This is a genomic window from Actinomadura sp. NPDC000600 (assembly GCF_040492135.1).
Lineage (GTDB): Bacteria > Actinomycetota > Actinomycetes > Streptosporangiales > Streptosporangiaceae > Spirillospora.
Genome location: NZ_JBEUPD010000058.1, coordinates 13,897 through 35,035, shown reverse-complemented (window position 1 = coordinate 35,035; position 21,139 = coordinate 13,897). Strand labels below are relative to the sequence as shown.

Below are 21,139 nucleotides of genomic sequence, written 5' to 3'. Positions count from 1 at the left end.
GGCCGCCTGCGGCGCCCGCCCCCCCGCCCGCGCCCCCGGGGGGCGGGGGCGGTGCGGCGGGCCCGGCTGCTGGCGGGACCGGAGGCCGGGAGCCGCGCCGGGTGCGGATGGTGCCGGGCGGGCCGGTGCTGGTGGAGGGCCCGGTGGAGGTCGTGCTGGAGGACGGGTCGACGGTCGTGTCGGACCGGTGGCTGGTCGCGCTGTGCGCGTGCCGCCGCAGCCGCTCCTACCCGTTCTGCGACACCAGCCACCGCCGGCGCCGCCGCGACCGGCCGGGCGCGGCGGCCGAGCGCGAGGCGGACTGAGCGCGAGGCGGACTGAGCGGGACGGCGCCGGAGCGCGGTCGCGAGGCTCCTCGCCGCACGGCGGTGCACCGTGCAGGGTGCGCCGTGCGGGGGCGTCTTCCAGGCGTCGTCGTGGAGGCTGTCGGGTCCGGGGCGGGTGCGTGAGCGGCGGCGGTCAGCCGCCGAGGCTCTCCAGCGCGGTGTCCAGGCGCTGGGCGAGGGCCTCGATCTGCTCCTCGTTGGCGCCGGTGTCGAGCTCGGCGATCACGGCCTCCCTCGTGGTGATCACCATGGCCTCCTCGGGGCCCTCGCCGCGCCCGGGGTCGGTGGGGACGACGACGGCGCGGCCCCCGACGACGACGAGGGCGGCGTCGCGGTCGCTGGAGGCCAGCAGGGTGTGCAGGTGCTCGGGTGTGATCGTCGGCATCGGGTGACCTCCGGATCTGGTCGGGAGCTGTCGGACGTGGCGGGGCGGTCAGGGCTTCTGGCCGACGCCGGTGGCGATCTCGCGGCCGCGCATCCGGCCGCCGGTGCCCGGGGCCAGCGGCGGGGTGCCGCGGCCGGCGCCGGTGCGCAGCCCCTCCAGGAACTCGCTGATCGCTTCGCGGGAGGTGTGCCGGGGCGTCCAGCCGAGCTCGTCGCGGGCCCGCGTGGTGTCCATGAGCGGGATCTGCAGGGCCAGGTCGAACAGGGCGGGGGAGGCGGGCACCAGGTGCAGGCTCCAGGCGGCGGCGATCGCGGCGCGCACGCCCCGCGCGGGCAGCCGCACGGTCCGGGCGCCGAGCAGGTCGGCGAGTTCGGCGGCGTCCAGGACGGGCTCGGCGGCGAGGTTGAAGGCGCCGCGGGCCTCGCCGGTGGCGGCGAGCCGGAACGCCTGCCCGGCGTCGGCGGAGTGCAGGACCTGCAGCCGCAGGCCGGGCAGGTCCGGCACGACCGGGATGAGGTCGGGGCGGGCGAGGCGGCCGGGCAGCAGCGGCCCGGCGAACAGGCGGCGCTGCTCGCTGGCGCTCTGCCGTTCGAAGACGAACCCGGGCCGCAGCCGCACGACCCGGCATTGCGGGTTGGCGGTCTCGAAGGCGTCCAGGAGCCGTTCGACGTAGGCCTTCTCGCGGCTGTAGGCGGCCTCGGGCCATCCGTGGGTGGGCCAGGACTCGTCGACCGGGCGGTCCTTGGGGCCGGGGGAGTAGGCGCCGACGGAGGAGGAGTACACCAGCGCGGGCACGCCCGCGCTGGCGGCGGCGTCGAACACCCGGGCGCTGCCGACGACGTTGGAGTCCCAGGTGACCGCGGGCCGGTGGGTGGGCTGGAACAGCCACGCCAGGTGGACGACCGCGTCGGCGCCGCGCAGGAGCGGGACCAGGTCGGTGTCGGTGACGTCGGCCTCGGCCCAGCGCAGCTTGCCGGTCCCCTCGGGGTCGGCCTCGCGGGCGGCGCCGGGGCCGGGGTCGCGGCGGGCCAGCCCGACGATCTCGGTGACGGCCGGGTCCCCGGCGAGCGCGCGGACGGTGCTGGTCCCGATGTTGCCCGTGGCGCCGGTGACGACGACGCGCATGGCGATCCCCCCTCGTCGGCGGTCCACCTCCGGGGATCGTCCCCGCAGGTGGACGGCCCCATTCCCGTCCCGCGCCGATGTATGCCCGCCGCCCAACGCGCGGTGCTGCCGGGCATTGCCGCCGGGCGGTGCCGCCGACGGGGGGAGCGCGCCGGGTCAGGCGGGCTGGGGTTCGCCGGGGCGGCAGCGCAGGCACGGCCGGTACCCGGCGGCCCGCGCGGCGGCCAGGTCGCGGAACCCGCGCCGGTGGCCGGGGGTGATCCGGCGCGCGTCCCCGCACGTCGGGTAGCACACGATCCCGGTGGTGTCGGAGCCCACCAGCCGCACGCCGCGCCGCGCCAGCTCGGCCGCCTCCTCCACGTCGACGTCCTCGGCGCGCAGCAGCCGCTCCTTGGCGCCGGCACCGAAGACGTAGTCGCCGAGCGAGCCGTCCGAGCGGGTGACGCGGTGGCAGGGGATCAGCAGCGGGACGGGGTTGCGGCCCAGCGCCGACCCGACGGCGCGCACGGCCTTGGGCCGCCCGGCCTGCCGCGCGACCCACGCGTACGGGCGGGTCTGCCCGCGCGGGATCCGCGCGGCGGCGCGCAGCACGGCGGCCTCGAAGTCGCTGAGGCCGCGCAGGTCCAGGCGCAGCGGGCCGAGCCGGCCGGTGCGCAGGGCGGGCACGAGCCCGGCCGGGGGGCGCTCGGCGGGCAGCAGGGGCCGGGCGAAGCGGGCGCGGAACGCCGCGGCGAACTCCCGCTCGTCCATCCCGGCGCGCAGGTAGGCGACGCCGTGGTCGGTGAAGGCGACCTGCAGGCCCTCCAGGGGGCCGGGGACGTGGACGCGGCGGGCGGCGATGCGGTCCAGCAGGGCGGGGGGCGCGTCGGCGGCGAGCCCCGCCAGTTCGCCCGCCAGGCCGCCCGCCCATTCGCCGGCCGGGTCGCGGTCCCCGGCGAGGTCGCCGGCCAGCGGGTCGGGCGTGCCGCCGGCGGGGTCGGTGCGGTTCATCGGTGGCCCCCTTTCTGCTCGGGGTGGGCTGCGGTCCGGCCGGGTGCGGCGCGGCCGGCGCCGGCCTGGTCCGCCTGGTCGGGCGGGGTGCGGTCGGGCGCGGCGCGCAGGTCGCGCAGGCGGGCCAGGCCGCGGGAGATGTGGGACTTGACGGTGCCCTCGGGCAGGCCCAGGACGGCGGCGATCTCGGCGACGGGCAGGTCGGTGACGTGCCGCAGCACGACCGCGGCGCGCTGCTGGTGGGGCAGGCGGGCCAGCAGCCCGGCCAGCTCCCGGCCGGTCTCGCGGCGGGTCGCGGCGTCCTCCACGCCCTCGCCGGGGTCGGGCGGGTCGGGGGCGTCCTCGATGGGGGCCGCCGCCGGGCGCCGCGCGGCCGAGCGCAGGCTGTTGCGCCACACGTTGGTCAGGATCGTCAGCAGCCAGGCCCGCGGCTTCAGCCCGGCGATCCGTCCCGCGTCGTAGCCGGCCAGCGCGCGGTAGGCGCGCAGGAACGCCTCGGCGGACAGGTCCTCGGCCTCGGCCCACCGCCCGCACAGCCGCAGCGCCGTGGAGAACACCGCGCCCCGGTACGCCTCGTACAGGGCGGCGAACCCGTCGTCGAGGTCGCGTGCGAGGGCGGCGGCGACGTGCGCGCCCGCGGTGTCGCCGCCGGTGCCGCCCGTCGCGGTGTCCGCGGCGCGGTTGAGAGCTTCGTCCGTGACCGTCACATCCGTTCAACACCGCCGCGACCGGCCCGGTTGCAGCCGCACGGCCGTGCGGCGGCGGGCCGGGTCGGGCCGTTCGCCGAGGCCGTGCGGTGCGGTCAGCTCAGCCAGCCGGGGCGGATCATCCCCGTCTCGTAGGCCAGCACCACCAGCTGCGCGCGGTCGCGGGCCCCGAGTTTGGCCAGGATACGGCTGACATGGGTCTTGGCGGTGGCGGGCGACAGCACCAGCCGCCGCGCGATCTCCTCGTTGGACAGGCCCGCCGCGACCAGCTCCAGCACCTCCCGCTCCCGGTCGGTCAGCGAGCTGAGCTCGGCGGCGGGCGGCGGCGCGGAGATCCGGGACGCGAACTCGGCGATCAGCCGCCGGGTCACCGTGGGCGCCAGCAGCGCGTCGCCGCGCGCCACCACCCGCACCCCGTGGATCAGCTCGGGCGGCTCGGTGTCCTTGACCAGGAACCCGCTGGCCCCGGCCTTGATCGCGCCGTAGACGTAGTCGTCCAGGTCGAACGTCGTCAAGATCACCACCCGGACGTCGGCCAGCCGCGGGTCGGCGATGATCCGCCGGGTGGCCTCCAGCCCGTCCAGGACGGGCATGCGGATGTCCATCAGCACCACGTCGGGCCGCAGCTCGCGGGCCCGTGCGACGGCCTGCTCCCCGTCCCCGGCCTCGGCGACGATCTCGATGTCGTCCTCGCCCTCCAGGATCGACCGGAACCCCGCCCGGACCAGCGTCTGGTCGTCGGCCAGCATCACCCGGATCACGCGCTCTCCTCTGTCTCGCCCATTACGCCCTTCCCGCCCGGCCGGTGCGGTTCCGGCGGGTCGCCGGCGCCGTCCAGCGGCAGCCGCGCCCACACCCGGAACCCGCCCGCCGGGCCCGGCCCCGCGGTCAGCTCCCCGCCGACCGAGGCCGCCCGCTCCCGCATGCCCCGCACCCCGTTGCCGTCCGCGGCCCGCTCGGCCGGGCCGGAGCCGTCGTCGTCCACCCGCACGACCACCTCGCCGGGGAACAGCCGCACCTCGACCGTCACCGCCGCGGCCCCCGAGTGCCGGACGGTGTTGGTCAGCGCCTCCTGCACGATCCGGTACCCCGCCAGCCCGACCGGCGCAGGCAGCTCCTCCAGCGCCGCCGTCCCCGGCGACCCCGGCTCGGGCAGGTCGCCGGACCGCCGCACCGCCAGCCCGGCCGCGGCGGTCTGGTCCAGCAGCTCACCCACCCGCGCCAGCGACGGCGGCGGCGCCGGCGGCCGCTCCGCCGCCCCGGCCCCGTCCGGTTCCGCCGCGTCGACCTGCCGCAGCACGCCGAGGACGCCGCGCAGCTCCCGCAGCGTCTCCTTGCTGGCCGCCTTGATCGCCTCCAGCGCCGCGTAGGCGCGGGCGGCGTCGTCGCGGCGGTGCAGCGCCGCCCCGGCCTGCACGTTGATCAGCGAGATCTGGTGCGCCAGCACGTCGTGCAGCTCGCGCGCGATGCGCAGCCGCTCGGCCACCGCGCGGCGCCGCGCCTCGTCCTCGCGGTCGCGTTCGGCCGCGGCGGCGCGCCGCTCGGCGGCCTCGGCGAGGGCGCGGCGGCCGCGCACGTACTGCCCGACCGCCACCGTGACCAGCAGCCCCAGCGACAGCGACGCCACGCTGCGCGCGTCGGTGACCGCGTCGGGATCGCCGCCCCCGCCGCGCAGCGACGCCGCCGCCAGGAACCCGGCGTTGACGACGATGACCGCGCCCAGCGACACCGCCAGCCGGCACTCCACGGCCGCGTTGAACAGCGCCAGCCACAGCACCACCGCGACCGGCCCGTCCGGGTACCCCAGCGGGTAGTACAGGGGAGGCACCACCACCGCGACCACCAGGACCGCGACCGGACGGCTCCGCCGCCACGCCAGCGCGGCCGCCGCCACCGTGATCAGCGCCAGCCCGCCCGGCCACAGCGGCCGGTCCCCGGGCTTGACCGCCGCCTCGCTCATCGCCACCGACACCACCAGGACCGCCGCCGCCAGCAGGGCGTCGGCCGCCCGCCCGCGCGGCCACCGCGCGCCGCCCGCGATCCGCCCGGCGATCCCGCGCGCCGCCGCGGCCCGTGGCGCGGTCTCGGCCGCGCCCCGGGCCCGCCCGTCCGGGCCGGCCGGGCGCCGGCGGCGCCGGGGGGTCGCTGTCACGCGCCAACCGTAGTTCAGCCCGGGCCCGTCCCGCGCCCCAACGAAGATCGTCCCTGCCCGGGCGGGAGCGGCCCGGACCCTGACTTTCGTCAGTAACGGCCCAGATCACCGGCCAGTAGCGTGAGTCCCGTGAACGACTCCGCGGCCCCCGGTCTCCCCGCGCCCGCCCCACCCGCGCCGTCCGCGCGGGTCCGGCTGCGCGCGCTGGTCCGGCGGCCGTCCCGCGCGGCGCTGGTCAGGGACGTCCTGCTGTACGCGGTCCTGGTGCTGCCGGTCGCGGCCGGCATGGCCTCCCCGCCGCAGCCCGCGCGGCCGTCGTGGTGGCTGCAGGCGGCCGGGCTCGCCGTGCTCGCCGCCGCGATCGCCGCCGCCCGGGCCCGGCCCGCCCCGGCGGTGCTCACCGTGATCGCGCTGACCCTCGTCCACGGCAACTTCGTGTTCGCCATGCCCGTCCTGTCCTACCTGGCGGGCCTGCGCAGCGCCCGCGCGCAGCCGCTGCTGTGGACCTTCACCGGCGTCCTGGTCGGCGGGGCGCTGCTGTCGGTGCTCCGCGGCATGGACGTCACCGCCTGGTTCCCCCTCACCGTCTGGCTCGTCCTGCTCGGCGTCCTGCCCTGGCTGGTGGGCCGCTACTGGCGCCAGTACCAGGAACTGCTGCACGCCGGATGGGAGCGCGCCGAGCGCCTGGAGCACCAGCAGCGCATCGTCGCCGAACGCGAACGCCTGCGCGAGCGCGCCCGCATCGCCCAGGACATGCACGACTCCCTCGGCCACGAACTGGCCCTGATCGCCGTGCGCGCCGGCGCGCTGGAGGTCGCGCCCGGACTGGGGGACCGGCACCGCGCCGCGGCAGCCGAACTGCGCACCGGCGCCGCCGAGGCCACCGACCACCTCCGCGAGATCATCGGCCTCCTCCGCGACGACACCGCCGAACCCCCCGCCGCGCCCGGCACCGGGGGAGCGGTCCCGGACCCCGCGCCGGTGCGGCCCGCGCGCGAGAGCATCCCCGACCTGGTCGACCGCGCCCGCGCCTCCGGCGTCCCCGTCCGCCTCACCGGCGACGCCCCCGCCGGGCTCGCGCCGATGGCCGCGCTCACCGCACACCGCGTCGTGCAGGAGGCCATCACCAACGCCGCCAAGCACGCCCCGCGCGCCGCCGTCACCGTCGCCCTCGCCGACCCCGGCGGCGAGCCCGGCGGGGTCACCGTCACGGTCGCCAACGACCCCCCGCCCGGCGGGCCGCCGCTGCTGCCGTCCGGCGGGCGCGGCCTGACCGGCCTCACCGAGCGCGTCCGACTGCTGGGCGGGACCCTGCACGCCGCGCCCACCCCCGACGGCGGCTTCCGCGTCACCGCCGACCTGCCCGCCGCCCCGCCCGCCCCCGCACCGGCCGCCCGGACGGCCCCGGCCGGGAAGGCGCCGACCCCGCGGGACGCGCTGCGCACCGCCCTCGGCCTCACCCCCGCCCCAGGCCCCGCCCCCAAGGCGGCCACGGGGGAGTGGCCCTCGGAATCGGCCCGGCACCTTGCCCGCGAACGCCGCCGGGTCCGCCGCGGCCTGATCACCGCGATCGCCGCCCCGACCGCCCTCATGGCGCTGCTCGGCGCGATCATGGCCGGCTACCACGTCTTCGCCACCCTCAACTCCGTCCTGCGGCCCGCCGACTACGGCGCACTGGCCGTCGGCGACCCCCAGCGCCGCGTCGAACAGGCCCTGCCGCCCATGCAGACCCCCGACGCCGGCACCGTCCGCTCCGCGGTCCCCGAACCCGCCCGCGCCCGCTGCCGCTACTACCGGCCCGACGCCAACGTGCTCGGCATCGGCCGCATCTACCGGCTCTGCTTCGCCGGCGGCCGCCTCATCGCCAAGAACACCTACGACACACGGCAACTCGGCGCCCACCGCGGAGACCGCCAGGAGGACCAGTGATCCGCGCCCTGCTCGCCGACGACGAGGCGATGATCCGCGCGGGCGTGCGCGCGATCCTGACCGCCGACCCCGGCATCGAGGTGGTCGCCGAGGCCGCCGACGGCCGCGAGGCCGTCGACCTCACACTGCGGCACCGCCCCGCCGTCACCCTCCTGGACATCCGCATGCCGCGCATGGACGGCCTGGCCGCCGCCGCCGAACTGCGCCGCCTCGCCCCCGCCACCGGCGTCATCATCCTCACCACCTTCGGCGAGGACGAGTACATCGCCCGCGCCCTGGCCGGCGGCGCCAGCGGCTTCCTGCTCAAGTCCGGCGACCCCCGCGAACTGATCGCCGGGGTCCGCGCCGTCGCCGACGGCGCCGCCTACCTGTCCCCGAAGGTCGCCCACCGCGTCATCACCCAGATCGGCGGCGGCCGCCTGGACGCCCGCGCCCGCGCCCGCCGCCGCGTCGCCGCGCTCACCCCCCGCGAGCACGACGTGCTGGCCCTGCTCGGCGCCGGCCTGTCCAACGCCGAGATCGCCGGGCGCCTCCACGTCGTCGAAGGCACCGTCAAGGCCTACGTCAGCGCGATCCTCACCCGCCTGGACCTGCGCAACCGCGTGCAGGCCGCCGTACTCGCCCACCAGGCCGGCCTCGTCGACGGCACCGACGACCCCACCTGACCCCGCCCGCCCCCGCGCGGGGTCAGGCGTCGCGGCGGCGCAGCACCACCACCCCGCCGCACAGCGCCGCCGCCGTCCACACCGCCAGGATCGCCAACCCCACCGCCTGCGGATACGGGCCGTCCCCGGACATGAAGTACCGGCCGGCGGTGCTGGGCATCGAGTCCGACACCCGCCGCGCGAGCCCCGCCCCGTCCCCGGCGCCCAGCAGCATCGGCGCCACCATCAGGAACAGGAACGCCGCCGTCAGCGACGCCGCCGTGCTGCGCAGCATCGCCCCGACCGCCAGCACCAGCACGGCCACCAGCGCCAGGTACACCCCGGACTGCAGCGCGTCGGCCGCGAACTCCCCGGCCCGCAGCCGCCCCCACCGCCCGAGGGCCGGATCGGCGACCGCGGTCCCGGCAGCGTTCAGCACGACCCCGAGCGGGAACGCCACCGCCGCGACCACCGCCGCCTTGGCGCCCAGCATCCGGCCCCGCGGCGGCACCCACTGCAGCGTCGCCCGGATGCTGCCCGTCGCGTACTCACCGGTGACCACCAGGATCGCCAGGGCCAGCACCACGAACTGGACCATGTCCAGCGCGCCGACCGCCACGCCGCTCACCGACACCACGCCCATGTCGTCGCCGGGCAGCGCGTTGGTGTTGTTGGACACCGTCGAGGTCGCCAGCGTGAACGCCATCACCGCCATCAGCGCCACCGCCGACGCCAGCCCCCACCAGGTGGACCGCACCGACCACAGCTTCGTCCACTCCGCGGCGACCGCGCCGCGCCACCCGCCGCCCTCGGCCGCTCGGACGCCGCCGCCCGCCCGTACTCCCATGATCGCCATCGCTCAGACCCCCGTCCCCGGCACCGCGCCGTACTCCACGCTCGCGCCCGTCAACTCCATGTACGCCTCCTCCAGGGACGCCTGCACCGCGCCCAGCTCCAGCACCGGCGCCCCCACCTCGAACGCGACCAGCCCGACGCGCTCCACGGCCAGCCCCGCCACCCGCAGCTCCTGCTCGCCGACGCGCCGCACCCGCCCGCCCGCGGCCTCCAGCCGCTCCGCCAGCGCCCGCGCGCGGGGGCTGCGGACCCGCACCGCGTTCCCCGACCCCGCCGCGATCACCTCGGCCATCGGCGCGTCCGCCAGCAGCCTGCCCTTCCCGATCACCGCCAGCCGGTCCGCGGTCAGCTGCATCTCGCTCATCAGATGCGAGGACACGAACACCGTCCGGCCCTGCTCCGCCAGCGACCGCATCAGCCGCCGCACCCACAGCACCCCGTCCGGATCGAGCCCGTTGACCGGCTCGTCGAACATCAGCACCCCCGGATCGCCCAGCAGCGCGCCCGCGATCCCCAGCCGCTGCCGCATCCCCAGCGAGAACGCCCCCGCCCGCCGCCCCGCGACCGCCTCCAGCCCCACCATCGCCAGGACCTCCTCCACCCGGCCCCGCGCGATCCCGTTGCTGCGCGCCATCGCCAGCAGATGCGCCCGCGCCGACCGCCCCGGATGCACCGCGCCCGCGTCCAGCAGCGCGCCCACCTCCCGCAACGGATGCCGCATCTCCGCGTACCGGCGGCCCCCGACCAGCGCCTCGCCCGCGCTCGGACGGTCCAGGCCCACCACCAACCGCATCGTGGTGGACTTCCCGGCGCCGTTGGGGCCCAGGAACCCCGTCACCTTGCCCGCCGCCACCTCCAGCGACAGCCCGTCCACCGCCGTCCTGTCCCCGAACCGCTTCGTCAGGCCCCGCAACACGATCATCAAGGTCCTCCCGTCCAGCCGTCCCGAGCGACGCTAGGCAGCGGGGGAGGAGCCCCGCACCGGGCGGACGCCACCGCCCGCCCCCGACTTTCGTCAGGAACCCGGCACCCCGGACGGCGCACGCGAACGGGCCGCCCCGAGCGGCGCCGAAGCACCACCTGGGACGGCCCGTGAAACCCGGCCCGCCGATCGAACGGCTAGCGGAGGGGACCCCGGCGGGGCGGCACGCCGCCCATCACGTCCGGCATCGTCACCGACGCGTCGTCCATCGGCGCGGCCGCGCCCACCATCGGCGCCGCCGCGGCCGCGGGCCGCGGCGTCCCGAGCGGCACCCCGAGGCCCGGACCCCGCGGCGCCGACGGGCCGGCCCCCAGCAGCACCGCGCCCACCGCCACGCCCCTCAGCGCCTCCACCAGCGGACGCAGCGCCAGCACCAGCACCATCGCCGCCGTCGGCGCCACCACGACGCCCACCAGGAACCCCGCCGCGACGTCATGCGGGTAGTGCACGCCCACGAACACCCGCGAGAACGCCATCAGCGCCGCCAGCGGCAGCACCAGCGGCGCCATCGCCCGCCACGCCACCACGATCGCCGCCGCCGACCCCGCCGCGATCGTCGCGTGGTTGCTCGGGAACGACCAGTCGCCCTGCGCCGGGCACGCCGCGATGTGCACCGCCCCCGCCACCGCGCGGCACGGCCGCTCCTCCTGGATGAAGCTCTTGGACACCTCGCTCACCAGATACGCCGACACCATCGCGAACGGCGCCGCGAGCGCCAGCCCCATCGCCCGCGCGTCCATGCCCCGGGCCCGCACCCAGCCCGCGACGAACAGCACCGCGAACAGCAGCAGCCCCGCGTCGGTGCCCACGTCCGCCGCCGAATGCACCCACGAGGGCGTGCCCTGCGCGAACTCGGTGATCTCCCGGTACAGATCCGCGCTGAAATCCGGCGCTCCCATGCTCTCCCTCACGCTCGCAGCGGCCCGTGCCCGTCATCTGCCAGACCCGTCATCTGTCAGACACCGAAAAGACCGCTGATGTTCACTCCACGGCCATGGAGGGTCAAGCTTTTCACCTTAGGGGGATCACTCGCCGGGCAATGGCCCCACTCGTAGCGCCGGTTCGCGCTCCGGCCCCTCGGCCGTCGCGACTTCGGCGGCCTCCGCGGCCTCGACCCCTTCGGCGGGTCGGGCGGCGCCGCGACGGCGCCGCCGCGCGAACCGCGCGCCCTCCACGACCGCAGTCACCCCCAGCGCCAGCCCGAGCCCGACCGCCACGCCCTTCAGCGGGTCGTCCTCGAACGCCACCCCGCCCGCATACCCCAGCAATGCCCCGTACAGGCCCCACGACACCGCCGCCACCGCCGCGAACACCGAGAACGACCGCAGCCTGAACCCGACCGCGCCCATCGTCACCGTCACCGCGGTCCGCCCGCCCGGCACGTACCGCGCCACCACCAGGATCAGCCCGCCCCGCTCGGCCATCGTCCGCCGCGCCCACCCGAACGCCCCGTGCCGCCGCGTCCCCGGCCGCGCCCCGCGCACCAGCCGCCCGCCCGCCCGGCGCCCCACCAGATACGACACGTGGTCGCCGGCAAACGCGCCCAGCGCGGCCACCGCCACCACCGGCGCCAGCTCCGGCCGCCCCGACGCCGCGTACACCCCTCCGGTGATGAGCATGCTCTCGCTCGGCACCACGGGGAAGAACCCGTCGAGCGCCGCCACCGCGAACAGCGCCAGATAGAACCACGGCGACGTCACCGCGGTGTCGATCACACCCGTCAATCCGTCCATGGGCACGACGCTAAGGAAGCGCCACCACCCGGCGGATCCCGCGAAAGGCCCTGTTCACCCCCCACTTTCGGCAGGGGCCCGGCCCGCGCCCTCAGATCCGGGCACGACCCCCGCCTCCCCCCGAAGGACCACTCCGCACCACCCGGCCCGCACGGCCCGGCGGAAAACGGGTCGCGTTCCCGCCCCCGCCTCCACCACACTTCACACCCTGTGGGACACCTGCACATCTTCGACATGGACGGCACCCTGCTGACCGGCACCACCGCCAACCTCGAGATCGCCCGCCACCTCGGCACCCTCCCCGAGCTCCGCGACCTCGAGGCCCGCTTCGCCGCCGGCACCCTCGACACCCGCGGCTTCTCCACCGAGATCCACCGCCTGTGGCGCCACCTCACCCCCGCCGTCGTCGCCACCGCCTACCAGGCCGCCACCTGGCTCACCGGCATCACCGACGTCTGCGCCGACATCCGCGCCCGCGGCGAGCACTCCGCCGTCATCACCATGTCGCCCGACTTCTTCGCCCACCACCTCCTCGACCACGGCTTCGACCACGTCGTCGCCTCCCGCTTCCCCCCGATGCCCTTCACCGGCACCCTCGACCCCGCCGGCATCCTCACCCCCGACGACAAGGTCCGCATCACCGACGACCTCCTCGCCCGCCACCGGCTCACCACCGACCAGTGCACCGCCTACGGCGACTCCATGTCCGACGCGCCCCTGTTCCGCCACCTCGACAACACCGTCGCCGTCAACGCCGACCACCACCTCGCCGACATCGCCGCCCTCGACTACCGCGGCACCGACCTCAACGCCGCCTACACCCTCGCCCGCACCCTCCGCCCCACCTGACCCACACCACCACTGACCTGGCGCGACTCATCGAACCTGGCCGACACGCCGCCACTCGCCGACCCCGCCCCGACATGGCACGATCACACACGTGACCAGCACGCCCGCCGCACCGCACCACCTGCGCGACCTCGCACGCCTGCGCCGCGTCCGCGACCGCATCGACCGCGAGTACGCCCGCCCCCTCGACGTCGAGGCCCTCGCACGCGGCGTGAACATGTCCGCCGGCCACCTCAGCCGCCAGTTCCGCCAGGCCTACGGCGAATCGCCCTACTCCTACCTCATGACCCGCCGCATCGAACGGGCCATGGCCCTCCTGCGCCGCGGCGACCTCACCGTCACCGAAGTCTGCTTCGCCGTCGGCTGCTCCTCACTCGGCACCTTCAGCACCCGCTTCACCGAACTCGTCGGCATGCCGCCCAGCGCCTACCGCCGCCGAGCAGCCGACACCCCGCCCCCGCCCACCTCCTCCGGCACCGCCGCCGGCGTCCCCTCCTGCCTGGAAAAACAGGTCACCAGACCGATCAGGAATCGAGAAGCGCCCACCGCCCCGCCGCCCCTAGCGTGACCACCGTCCACCCCCCTCCCGCACCGCCGATCGGGTAGACAGAGCCCACTGCCGCGCCCGACACATGGAGACACGATGAGCAAGGCCACGAGCACGGACACCACCCCGCCCGCGCCGCACGCCGCCGACGTCCACGACCTGATCCGCGTCCACGGAGCACGCGTGAACAACCTCAAGGACGTCGACGTCGCGATCCCCAAACGCCGCCTCACCGTGTTCACCGGCGTCTCCGGCTCCGGCAAGAGCTCACTGGTCTTCGGCACCATCGCCGCCGAGTCCCAACGCATGATCAACGAGACCTACAGCGCCTTCGTCCAGGGCTTCATGCCCACCCTCGCCCGCCCCGACGTCGACGTCCTCGAAGGCCTCACCACCGCGATCATCGTCGACCAGCAGCGCATGGGCGGCGACGCCCGCTCCACCGTCGGCACCGCCACCGACGCCAACGCCATGCTCCGCATCCTGTTCAGCCGCCTCGGCCGGCCCCACATCGGCTCACCCCAGGCGTTCTCCTTCAACGTCGCCTCCATCAGCGGAGCAGGCGCCGTCACCACCGAACGCGCAGGCAAGACCGTCAAGGAACAACGCAGCTTCAGCGTCACCGGCGGCATGTGCCCCCACTGCGAAGGCACCGGCACCGCCAACGACTTCGACCTCACCGCCCTCTACGACGACACCCTCTCCCTCAACGAGGGCGCCCTCACCATCCCCGGCTACACCATGGACGGCTGGTACGGCCGCATCTTCCGCGGCTGCGGCTACTTCGACCCCGACAAGCCCATCCGCAAGTACACCGACGCCGAACTCCACGCCCTCCTCTACAAGGAACCCACCAGGATCAAGGTCGAAGGCGTCAACGTCACCTACGAAGGACTCATCCCAAAGATCCAGAAGTCCTTCCTCAGCAAGGACCGCGCCTCCATGCAGCCGCACATCCGCGCCTTCGTGGACCGCGCCGTCACCACCACCCCCTGCCCCCACTGCGACGGCACCCGCCTCAGCGACACCGCCCGCTCATCGAAGATCGACGGCATCAGCATCGCCGACGCCTGCGCCATGCAGATCAGCGACCTCGCCGCATGGGTCCGCGACCTCGACGCCCCCTCCGTCGCCCCCCTCCTCAAAGCACTCGGCGACACCCTCGACTCCTTCGTCGAGATCGGCCTCGGCTACCTCTCCCTCGACCGCCCCTCCGGCACCCTGTCCGGCGGCGAGGCCCAGCGCACCAAGATGATCCGCCACCTCGGATCCTCGCTCACCGACGTCACCTACGTCTTCGACGAGCCCACCATGGGCCTGCACCCCCACGACGTCCAACGCATGAACGACCTCCTGCTCCGCCTCCGCGACAAGGGCAACACCGTCCTCGTCGTCGAACACGAGCCCGAGACCATCGCCATCGCCGACCACATCGTCGACCTCGGCCCCCGCGCCGGCACCGCCGGCGGCACCATCTGCTACGAGGGCACCGTCGACGGCCTGCGCACCAGCGGCACCATCACCGGCCGCCACTTCGACGACAAGACCCCCCTCAAGGACACCCTCCGCACCCCCACCGGCACACTCGAGATCCGCGGCGCCGACACCCACAACCTCCGCGACGTCGACGTCGACATCCCCCTCGGAATCCTCGTCGCCGTCACCGGCGTCGCCGGCTCCGGCAAGAGCTCCCTCATCCACGGATCCATCCCCAAGGGCGCCGGCGTCGTCTCCATCGACCAGACCCCCATCCGCGGCTCACGACGCAGCAACCCCGCCACCTACACCGGACTCCTCGACCCCATCCGCAAGGCCTTCGCCAAGGCCAACGGCGTCAAGCCCGCACTGTTCAGCGCCAACTCCGAAGGCGCATGCCCCAACTGCAACGGCGCGGGCGTCATCTACACCGACCTCGCCATGATGGCCGGCGTCGCCACGACCTGCGAGGAATGCGAAGGCAAGCGCTTCCAGGCCGACGTCCTCACCTACACCCTCGGCGGCAAGAACATCAGCGACGTCCTCGCCATGCCCGTCGACCACGCCGAGCAGTTCTTCGCCGAAGGCGACGCCCGCACCCCCGCCGCCCACCGCATCCTCCACCGCCTCGCCGACGTCGGCCTCGGCTACCTCACCCTCGGCCAACCCCTCACCACCCTGTCCGGCGGCGAACGCCAGCGCCTCAAACTCGCCACCCACATGGCCGAGGACGGCGGCGTCTACGTCCTCGACGAACCCACCGCCGGCCTCCACCTCGCCGACGTCGAGCACCTGCTCGCCCTCCTCGACCGCCTCGTCGACGCCGGCAAGTCCGTCATCGTCATCGAGCACCACCAGGCCGTCATGGCCCACGCCGACTGGATCATCGACCTCGGCCCCGGCGCCGGCCACGACGGCGGACGCGTCGTCTTCGAAGGAACCCCCGCGCAACTCGCCGCCGAACGCTCCACCCTCACCGGCGAACACCTCGCCGCCTACCTCGCCACCTGACCGGGCCCACGGAACAGTGCGCCGGGCCTCGGTCGCCCCGCCCGGCCGCCCTCCGGCGGCCTGCCGCCGTGCACGCCCTCCGGCGGCAGGCCGGGCGCCCGCCGGGCCTCCCGACGGCCGCGCAGGAACACAGACCCCTGCGCGGCCGCCCTCACCGCGGCCCGGCGCTCACAGCGTCAACCACGCCGCCGGCCCTCCACCGGACCCAGCAGCGGATGCACCCGCATCGCCGCCTCCAGCTCACCCGGAAGCTCATCGCGGTACCGGCCCAGCGTCGACAGATCCGCATGCCCCAGCACCCGCCGCACCGCGTCCATGTCCGTCGCCGCCGCCAGCAGATGCGTCGCCGTCGTATGCCGCAGCCCATGCGGCGTCACACTCCGCCGCCGCCCCGGCTCCACCCGCTCCAGCACCCGGTCGATCACCCCCTGCACATCACCCCGCGCCAACCGCCGCCCCCGCCACGACAACAGCAGCGCCTTCGGCTCCCGCCCCCGATCCAGCACCACCCGCCCCTCCGCCAGATACGCGTCCAGCACCTCCGCCACCGGACGGGGGAGCGGCACATCCCGCGTCCGCCCGCCCTTCCCGAAGATCCGCCAATACCGCGTCCCCCCGTTGACGAAGAAGTCCTCAACATTCGCCGCCGTCAACTCCGACACCCGCGGCCCCACCGCAGCCAGCAGCAGCACGATCAGACCGTCGCGCAACTCCGTCCGCTGATCCGCACGCCGCCGCACCGCACCCGACCCCGCACTCGGCGCCTCGGCCAAACCCCGCGCCGCACCCAGCAGCCCCTCAGCCTGCTCCACCGTCAACGCACGCCGCTCCGCCCGCAGCCCGCCCCGCTCCTTCGGCCGCACCGTCACCGCCTGCATCGGATTCAGCTGCACCCACCCCGCCACCACCGCATGCCGGAAGAACGCCGACACCGAACGCCGGAACCGCGCCTGCGACGCCGCACTCTGCGACGGCGCACCCGCGGCCCCAGCGGGCCGCGCCCCCCGGCGCCGCCGCTCATCAGGCTTGCGCGCGAACCTGAGCAGAACCTCATCGACGTCCTCGCCCGTCAGATCGTCCAGCACCCGGCCCTCACCCGCCAGCGCCGCGAACGTCACCACGTCCCGCACGTACACCTCGGCCGACGACGGCGCCAGCGCACCCGTCGACGCCTTCGCACGCACCATCTCCGCATAGCGGTCCACACACTCGGCCACGGACAGACGCTGAACATCGGCAGGACGCACCCGCCGGACGCTACCGCCCGCCACCGACACAACCCCGTAAGATCGACAACATGGGGGAGAGGGCACTGTTCGACCAGGTCGGCGAGATCGTCCGAGGCTCCACACCGCCCGCCCTCGGCCACCCCCACGTCCAGGTCCGCCACAACGGCGTCAAGGCCTGGTTCGGCGACCCCGAACCCCATCGCGAGCACTACGAGGCCCAGATCATCCCCGCCGCCCTCGCCCCCGGCGCCCGCGACCACGCCGTCGAGATCGGCTTCCACGCCGAACACCGCGACGAACCCGACAACCAGGACGCCCTCACCCGCCTCCTCACCACCGAACCCGCATGGCGCGCCGAACTCGGCGACGAACCCCGCACCGGCGCCTTCCTCGGCCGCGACACCTGGCGCCGCATCTCCGAGACCTGGCCCGACGCCGACCTCACCGGCCCCGACATCCCCTTCGAGATCGGCGTCCGCCTCGTCGACTACATCCGGGCCCTGGAACCGCACCGCCGGCGGGTATGACCCCGCACACGCGTTCATCGGACACGCGTTCACCGGACACGGGGGAGGGGCCGTGCTCATCGGCACTTCGGGATGGCAGTACACCGACTGGCGCGACGTCCTGTACCCGCCCGGCCTAGCGCAGCGGCACTGGCTGCGGCACTACGCCGACACCTTCGCCACCGTCGAGAACAACAACGCCTTCTACCGCCTGCCCACCCGCGAGACGTTCGAGCTGTGGCGCGACCACACGCCGCCCGGCTTCGTCATGGCGGTCAAGGCCAGCCGCTACCTGACCCACATGAAGCGCCTCAAGGACCCGGCGGAGCCGGTCGCGCGCCTCATGAACGCCGCCCAGGGCCTGGGGGACAGGCTCGGTCCCGTCCTGCTCCAGCTCCCGCCCACGTTGCAGGCCGGCACCGACCGCCTCGACGAGTGCCTGCGCCGGTTCCCGGACGGCGTCCGCGTCGCCGTCGAACCCCGCCACCCCTCGTGGTGGACCGACGAGACCCGCCGCGTCCTGGAAGACCGCGGTGCGGCGCTGTGCTGGGCCGACAGCCTCGGGGAGGCGCAGACGCCGCTGTGGCGCACGGCCGACTGGCGCTACATGCGCTTCCACGAGGGCCCCGCCGAACCCTGGCCGGAGTACGACGACGAGACCCTCCAGCGCTGGGCGGACGAGCTCGGTGGGGAAGGGGACGCCTACGTCTACTTCAACAACGACCCGGGGGGCGCCGCCGTCCGCAACGCTCTGCGCTTCGCCGAGCTCACCGGCAAGCCGTGACGCCCGGGGAACGGACCCCTGCACCCCCGGCCGACCGTACAAAAGCCCCACTTCCCCACAAAGTTCGCAAACCAGACAGAATCCAGCTTCTGTCTGGTTTGACTAGAAAAGGGGGCAGAGCACGCGCGGAGGAGTGGCGGTACCGCCGGAGGCGCCGGCCGACCACACTGGTCCGGTGAACGACCTCACCATGACACCGCGGCTCGCCCCGCCGACCACGGCGGTGCGCGACTCGTTCCTGGCCGGGGAGAGGGCCGACCACCTCGCCACCGGCGACCCGACGGACTGGCTCGACGAGGCCCACCAGGACTTCGAGGCCTTCGTGGCGCGCCGGCGCGGCGTCCAGGAACGCTGGGGCGTCCCGTCGACGACGTTCTGGTACGTCTCGGGCGAGCACTACATCGGCACGCTCATCCTGCGGCACCGCCTGACGCCGGAGCTGGCCGAGGTCGGAGGACACATCGGCTACCACGTCGTCCTCCCGTGGCGGCGCCGAGGCCACGCCACGCGGATGCTCGCGGCGGGCCTCGCCGAAAGCCGCCGGCTCGGCCTGGAACGCGTCCTGCTGACCTGCGCCGCCGACAACGAACCGTCCCGGCGGGTCATCCTCGCCAACGGCGGCGTCCACGACGGCCTCGCCCGCGGCGAGGACCGCTACTGGATCGACCTCTGACGGACGACCGCGCTCCGCCCCGACCGGTTCGCCCCGGCGGGGGCGGGCAAGGGGGCCATATGACCTGGACCACGCGAGGACGACGCCGGGGGTGAGACGCCCATGACCGCCGACCAGGCGACCGGACTGCCCGAGTATCCGGTCAACGACCCCGCGCTGCTCAAGCTGTCGCCCGCGGAACTGCGGGATCTGCAGAGCGAGCGGCTGAGGGCCATGGTCCATCACGTCCACCGGAACGCGCCATTCTGGCGGCGCAGACTGGACGCGGCGGGCATCGGCCCGGCCGGCATCAACGGCGTGCGGGACGTCGCGCGGCTGCCCACCTGCACAAAGGCAGACCTGCTCGCCGACCAGGAGCGCGACCCGCCGTTCGGCGGATACACCTGCACGCCGCCCGCCCAGTGGCTGAAGGTGTTCACCACCTCGGGTACCGCCGGCAAGCCGCTGCGCCGGGTCTTCTCCCGCAGGGACTGGCGGCTGATCCTGGACTGGGTCGCCCGGCAGCCGCCGCTCACCGGGCCGGGCGAGATCGTCGTGCTGACGACCCCGGTGGACGCCATGATGGGCGCGACCGTCCTCACCGACGCGGTGCAGCGCCGCGGCGGCCTGGTGTTCCAGGCCGGTACGCGGCCGGACCCGCAGAAGGTGGAGGCGATCGCCGAACTGCGGCCCGCGGTCGTCGCGGGCTCCCCGTCCTACCTGCTGCATCTGGCCGACGTCGCCGAGGGCGCGGGGATCGACCTGAGCCGGTGCGGGGTCCGGACCGTCTTCGCGTGGGGGGAGCCGGGGTGCGCGGTCGAGGCGACCAGCCGCCGGTTGCTGGAGCGGTTCGGCGCGGGAAACCTCGTCGATGCCCTCGGGATGACCGAGTTGATGCCGTTGGGCGGTAACTGCCCGTACTCGGCTGACCTGCACTTGTCGGATGACTTCGTGTTCGTCGAATGCCTGCGTCCGGATCGCGACGAACCGGTCCCGCCCGGTCATCTGGGCGAGTTGACGTACACCAACATGGTCGGCGACACCCAGCCGCTCCTTCGGTACCGCAGCGGTGATCTGGGGGTGCTGTCCGACGGTTCGGCGTGCGCGTGCGGATCGGTGGGGACTCGCATCGTGGGCTCGATCCAGGGCCGGGCCGACGACATGATCTGGTATCGCGGCGCCAACATCTTTCCCTCGGCCGTGGAGGCGGTGGTGCGCGGCATGCACGACCTCGGTGACGAGTACCGTCTCGTCCGGTCGCGCGATGCGGACACGCTGACGGTGCAGGTCGAGTCGCGTGCACGGCTCGACGGTCCGGCGCGCGCCGCGCTGGGCGACGCGGCCGCCGAGGCGCTGCGGGGCGCGATCCGCGAGCGCGTCCCGGTGCAGGTGCTGGATCCAGGCTCGCTGCCGCGCGCCGATGGTCTGCGCAAGGCGCGGCGCGTTGTCGACCGCGGCTGAAGGCGGCGGATTCCGTCCTACACGCCCTCTCTCGGGCCTGCCGTCGATGGTCGATAATGAACATTATGTTAAGTAGAGCGCGGTGAGGGCCCTTCTCGGTGTTCGGGCGTCGCGGGTGATCGATCTGGTTTGATCTGTGGGCGAGGGCCGTGGAGGCTTGGTTCGGTCGGTTGTCCGGGTCATCGGCGGGAGTGGTGTGCATGGTGCCGGACCGGTTCGTTCGTGCGCTGGACGTCTTCGAGGGCGTGCTGGCCGGAGTGCCCGCGGATCGGTGGCTTTCTCCCTCGCCGTGCGAGGGCTGGGCCGCGGTCGATGTGGCCGGGCATGTCACGGCCGGGTTGCTGGTGGTCGAGATGCGGGCCGCCGGGCGTGAGCTGCCCGAGGACGATCCGGACTGGCGCGAGGTCGCCGGCGCGGACCCGCTGGCCTCCTGGCGGCGGGTGCGGTCCCGGATGATGGCCGAGCTCTCCCCCGAGGCTTTGGCGCGGCCGGTGCAGCTGGCTCTCGGGCTGGAGATGACGCTGCGCGATTGGCTTGAGGGGTATCCCCTGGAACTGCTCGTGCACTCCTGGGATCTGGCCCAGGCCACCGGGCAGTCGGTCGTCTTCGATGCCGATCTGGTCGGTCCCGCGCTGGCGACGGCTGAGCAGATGGCGCCGGGTGGCCGTGAGGCGGGCATGTTGGGGCCGGAGGTCGCCGTTCCGGAGGGCGCCGACGTCCAGGCGCGTCTGCTGGCGCTCTTCGGCCGCTCCCCCGCGGGCGTGTGATCCGGGCGAGCGTTGTTACGGAGAGTGAC

Annotated in this window: 22 protein-coding genes; 11 read left to right on the top strand and 11 right to left on the bottom strand. The window is 74.9% G+C overall.

The genetic code is table 11. The features are described 5' to 3' along the window. Window positions 1–305: CDGSH iron-sulfur domain-containing protein (locus ABWI07_RS41745; protein ID WP_353821925.1), on the top strand; the 305-nt coding region annotated here is incomplete at its 5' end. 154 nt (window positions 306–459) lie between these two features. Here ABWI07_RS41745 and ABWI07_RS41740 read toward each other — a convergent pair. The 6 genes from ABWI07_RS41740 to ABWI07_RS41715 form a co-directional block, all read right to left on the bottom strand. Then, window positions 460–711 carry a hypothetical protein gene (locus tag ABWI07_RS41740; RefSeq protein ID WP_353821924.1) on the bottom strand — a complete coding sequence of 84 codons (252 nt, stop codon included), beginning with the start codon at window positions 709–711 and terminating at the stop codon, window positions 460–462. 48 nt (window positions 712–759) lie between these two features. Next, window positions 760–1,836 carry an NAD-dependent epimerase/dehydratase family protein gene (locus ABWI07_RS41735; protein WP_149258393.1) on the bottom strand — a complete coding sequence of 359 codons (1,077 nt, stop codon included), beginning with the start codon at window positions 1,834–1,836 and terminating at the stop codon, window positions 760–762. A 156-nt stretch (window positions 1,837–1,992) separates the two neighbouring features. Continuing rightward, window positions 1,993–2,826, bottom strand: a complete 834-nt coding sequence (locus ABWI07_RS41730; protein WP_353821923.1) for a methylated-DNA--[protein]-cysteine S-methyltransferase — start codon at window positions 2,824–2,826, stop codon at window positions 1,993–1,995. Beyond that, the gene (locus ABWI07_RS41725) at window positions 2,823–3,533 is read right to left on the bottom strand and encodes an RNA polymerase sigma factor (protein ID WP_353821922.1); all 711 of its coding nucleotides are present in this window, start codon (window positions 3,531–3,533) and stop codon (window positions 2,823–2,825) included. The genes ABWI07_RS41730 and ABWI07_RS41725 overlap by 4 nt, the downstream gene beginning before the upstream one ends. A gap of 95 nt (window positions 3,534–3,628) precedes the next feature. Further along, on the bottom strand, window positions 3,629–4,294 hold the full coding sequence (locus ABWI07_RS41720; RefSeq protein WP_149258396.1) for a response regulator: 666 nt from the start codon (window positions 4,292–4,294) through the stop codon (window positions 3,629–3,631). Next, a complete protein-coding gene (locus ABWI07_RS41715; RefSeq protein WP_353821921.1) occupies window positions 4,291–5,685 on the bottom strand; it encodes a sensor histidine kinase in 1,395 nt (464 codons plus the stop codon). The genes ABWI07_RS41720 and ABWI07_RS41715 overlap by 4 nt, the downstream gene beginning before the upstream one ends. A gap of 129 nt (window positions 5,686–5,814) precedes the next feature. On the opposite strand from ABWI07_RS41715, the gene ABWI07_RS41710 reads away from it, so the two are divergent. Continuing rightward, window positions 5,815–7,614, top strand: coding sequence for a sensor histidine kinase (locus ABWI07_RS41710; protein ID WP_353821920.1), 1,800 nt, complete (start codon window positions 5,815–5,817; stop codon window positions 7,612–7,614). Beyond that, window positions 7,611–8,279: a response regulator gene (locus ABWI07_RS41705; RefSeq protein WP_353821919.1), complete on the top strand. Its 669-nt coding sequence runs from the start codon at window positions 7,611–7,613 to the stop codon at window positions 8,277–8,279. Before ABWI07_RS41710 ends, ABWI07_RS41705 begins: the two co-directional genes overlap by 4 nt. Window positions 8,280–8,301: 22 nt before the next feature. Here ABWI07_RS41705 and ABWI07_RS41700 read toward each other — a convergent pair whose 3' ends face one another. From ABWI07_RS41700 to ABWI07_RS41685, 4 genes are all read right to left on the bottom strand, one after another. Next, complete coding sequence (locus tag ABWI07_RS41700) at window positions 8,302–9,114, bottom strand: ABC transporter permease (protein WP_353821918.1); 813 nt, start codon at window positions 9,112–9,114, stop codon at window positions 8,302–8,304. A gap of 3 nt (window positions 9,115–9,117) precedes the next feature. Beyond that, entirely contained in the window at window positions 9,118–10,035 is a 918-nt protein-coding gene (locus ABWI07_RS41695; RefSeq protein WP_149258400.1) for an ATP-binding cassette domain-containing protein, read from the bottom strand. Between the two features lie 197 nt (window positions 10,036–10,232). Beyond that, window positions 10,233–10,994, bottom strand: coding sequence for a phosphatase PAP2 family protein (locus tag ABWI07_RS41690; RefSeq protein ID WP_149258401.1), 762 nt, complete (start codon window positions 10,992–10,994; stop codon window positions 10,233–10,235). A 126-nt stretch (window positions 10,995–11,120) separates the two neighbouring features. After that, entirely contained in the window at window positions 11,121–11,828 is a 708-nt protein-coding gene (locus ABWI07_RS41685; RefSeq protein ID WP_149258402.1) for a DedA family protein, read from the bottom strand. Between the two features lie 210 nt (window positions 11,829–12,038). Between ABWI07_RS41685 and ABWI07_RS41680 the strand changes: the two genes are divergently transcribed. The 3 genes from ABWI07_RS41680 (at window position 12,039) to ABWI07_RS41670 (ending at window position 15,711) form a co-directional block, all read left to right on the top strand. Continuing rightward, complete coding sequence (locus tag ABWI07_RS41680) at window positions 12,039–12,677, top strand: HAD family hydrolase (protein ID WP_353821917.1); 639 nt, start codon at window positions 12,039–12,041, stop codon at window positions 12,675–12,677. 91 nt (window positions 12,678–12,768) lie between these two features. Further along, window positions 12,769–13,245, top strand: a complete 477-nt coding sequence (locus tag ABWI07_RS41675) for a helix-turn-helix transcriptional regulator (RefSeq protein ID WP_149258404.1) — start codon at window positions 12,769–12,771, stop codon at window positions 13,243–13,245. A gap of 75 nt (window positions 13,246–13,320) precedes the next feature. Further along, the gene (locus tag ABWI07_RS41670; protein WP_353821916.1) at window positions 13,321–15,711 is read left to right on the top strand and encodes an ATP-binding cassette domain-containing protein; all 2,391 of its coding nucleotides are present in this window, start codon (window positions 13,321–13,323) and stop codon (window positions 15,709–15,711) included. Between the two features lie 176 nt (window positions 15,712–15,887). Here the strand turns inward: ABWI07_RS41670 and ABWI07_RS41665 are convergent, their stop codons facing one another. Continuing rightward, a complete protein-coding gene (locus tag ABWI07_RS41665) occupies window positions 15,888–16,958 on the bottom strand; it encodes a tyrosine-type recombinase/integrase (protein ID WP_353821915.1) in 1,071 nt (356 codons plus the stop codon). 50 nt (window positions 16,959–17,008) lie between these two features. Here ABWI07_RS41665 and ABWI07_RS41660 point away from each other — a divergent pair, with 50 nt between their 5' ends. The 5 genes from ABWI07_RS41660 to ABWI07_RS41640 all read left to right on the top strand — a co-directional run bounded on the left by ABWI07_RS41660 (window position 17,009) and on the right by ABWI07_RS41640 (window position 21,110). Then, window positions 17,009–17,467, top strand: a complete 459-nt coding sequence (locus ABWI07_RS41660; RefSeq protein WP_353821914.1) for a hypothetical protein — start codon at window positions 17,009–17,011, stop codon at window positions 17,465–17,467. A 52-nt stretch (window positions 17,468–17,519) separates the two neighbouring features. Then, a complete protein-coding gene (locus tag ABWI07_RS41655; RefSeq protein WP_149258408.1) occupies window positions 17,520–18,230 on the top strand; it encodes a DUF72 domain-containing protein in 711 nt (236 codons plus the stop codon). Between the two features lie 175 nt (window positions 18,231–18,405). Beyond that, window positions 18,406–18,903: a GNAT family N-acetyltransferase gene (locus ABWI07_RS41650; RefSeq protein WP_353821913.1), complete on the top strand. Its 498-nt coding sequence runs from the start codon at window positions 18,406–18,408 to the stop codon at window positions 18,901–18,903. Window positions 18,904–19,005: 102 nt separating this feature from the next. Then, on the top strand, window positions 19,006–20,343 hold the full coding sequence (locus ABWI07_RS41645; RefSeq protein ID WP_149258409.1) for a phenylacetate--CoA ligase family protein: 1,338 nt from the start codon (window positions 19,006–19,008) through the stop codon (window positions 20,341–20,343). A 200-nt stretch (window positions 20,344–20,543) separates the two neighbouring features. Continuing rightward, window positions 20,544–21,110, top strand: a complete 567-nt coding sequence (locus ABWI07_RS41640; RefSeq protein WP_149258410.1) for a TIGR03086 family metal-binding protein — start codon at window positions 20,544–20,546, stop codon at window positions 21,108–21,110. The last annotated feature ends 29 nt before the right edge of the window (window positions 21,111–21,139 follow it).

Coding starts and splice junctions, on each gene's coding strand:
- ABWI07_RS41740 (WP_353821924.1), bottom strand. CDS start 711: ATGCCGACGATCACACCCGAGCACCTGCACACCCTGCTGGCCTCCAGC.
- ABWI07_RS41735 (WP_149258393.1), bottom strand. CDS start 1,836: ATGCGCGTCGTCGTCACCGGCGCCACGGGCAACATCGGGACCAGCACC.
- ABWI07_RS41730 (WP_353821923.1), bottom strand. CDS start 2,826: ATGAACCGCACCGACCCCGCCGGCGGCACGCCCGACCCGCTGGCCGGC.
- ABWI07_RS41700 (WP_353821918.1), bottom strand. CDS start 9,114: ATGGCGATCATGGGAGTACGGGCGGGCGGCGGCGTCCGAGCGGCCGAG.
- ABWI07_RS41695 (WP_149258400.1), bottom strand. CDS start 10,035: ATGATCGTGTTGCGGGGCCTGACGAAGCGGTTCGGGGACAGGACGGCG.
- ABWI07_RS41690 (WP_149258401.1), bottom strand. CDS start 10,994: ATGGGAGCGCCGGATTTCAGCGCGGATCTGTACCGGGAGATCACCGAG.
- ABWI07_RS41685 (WP_149258402.1), bottom strand. CDS start 11,828: ATGGACGGATTGACGGGTGTGATCGACACCGCGGTGACGTCGCCGTGG.
- ABWI07_RS41670 (WP_353821916.1), top strand. CDS start 13,321: ATGAGCAAGGCCACGAGCACGGACACCACCCCGCCCGCGCCGCACGCC.
- ABWI07_RS41660 (WP_353821914.1), top strand. CDS start 17,009: ATGGGGGAGAGGGCACTGTTCGACCAGGTCGGCGAGATCGTCCGAGGC.
- ABWI07_RS41645 (WP_149258409.1), top strand. CDS start 19,006: ATGACCGCCGACCAGGCGACCGGACTGCCCGAGTATCCGGTCAACGAC.
- ABWI07_RS41640 (WP_149258410.1), top strand. CDS start 20,544: ATGGTGCCGGACCGGTTCGTTCGTGCGCTGGACGTCTTCGAGGGCGTG.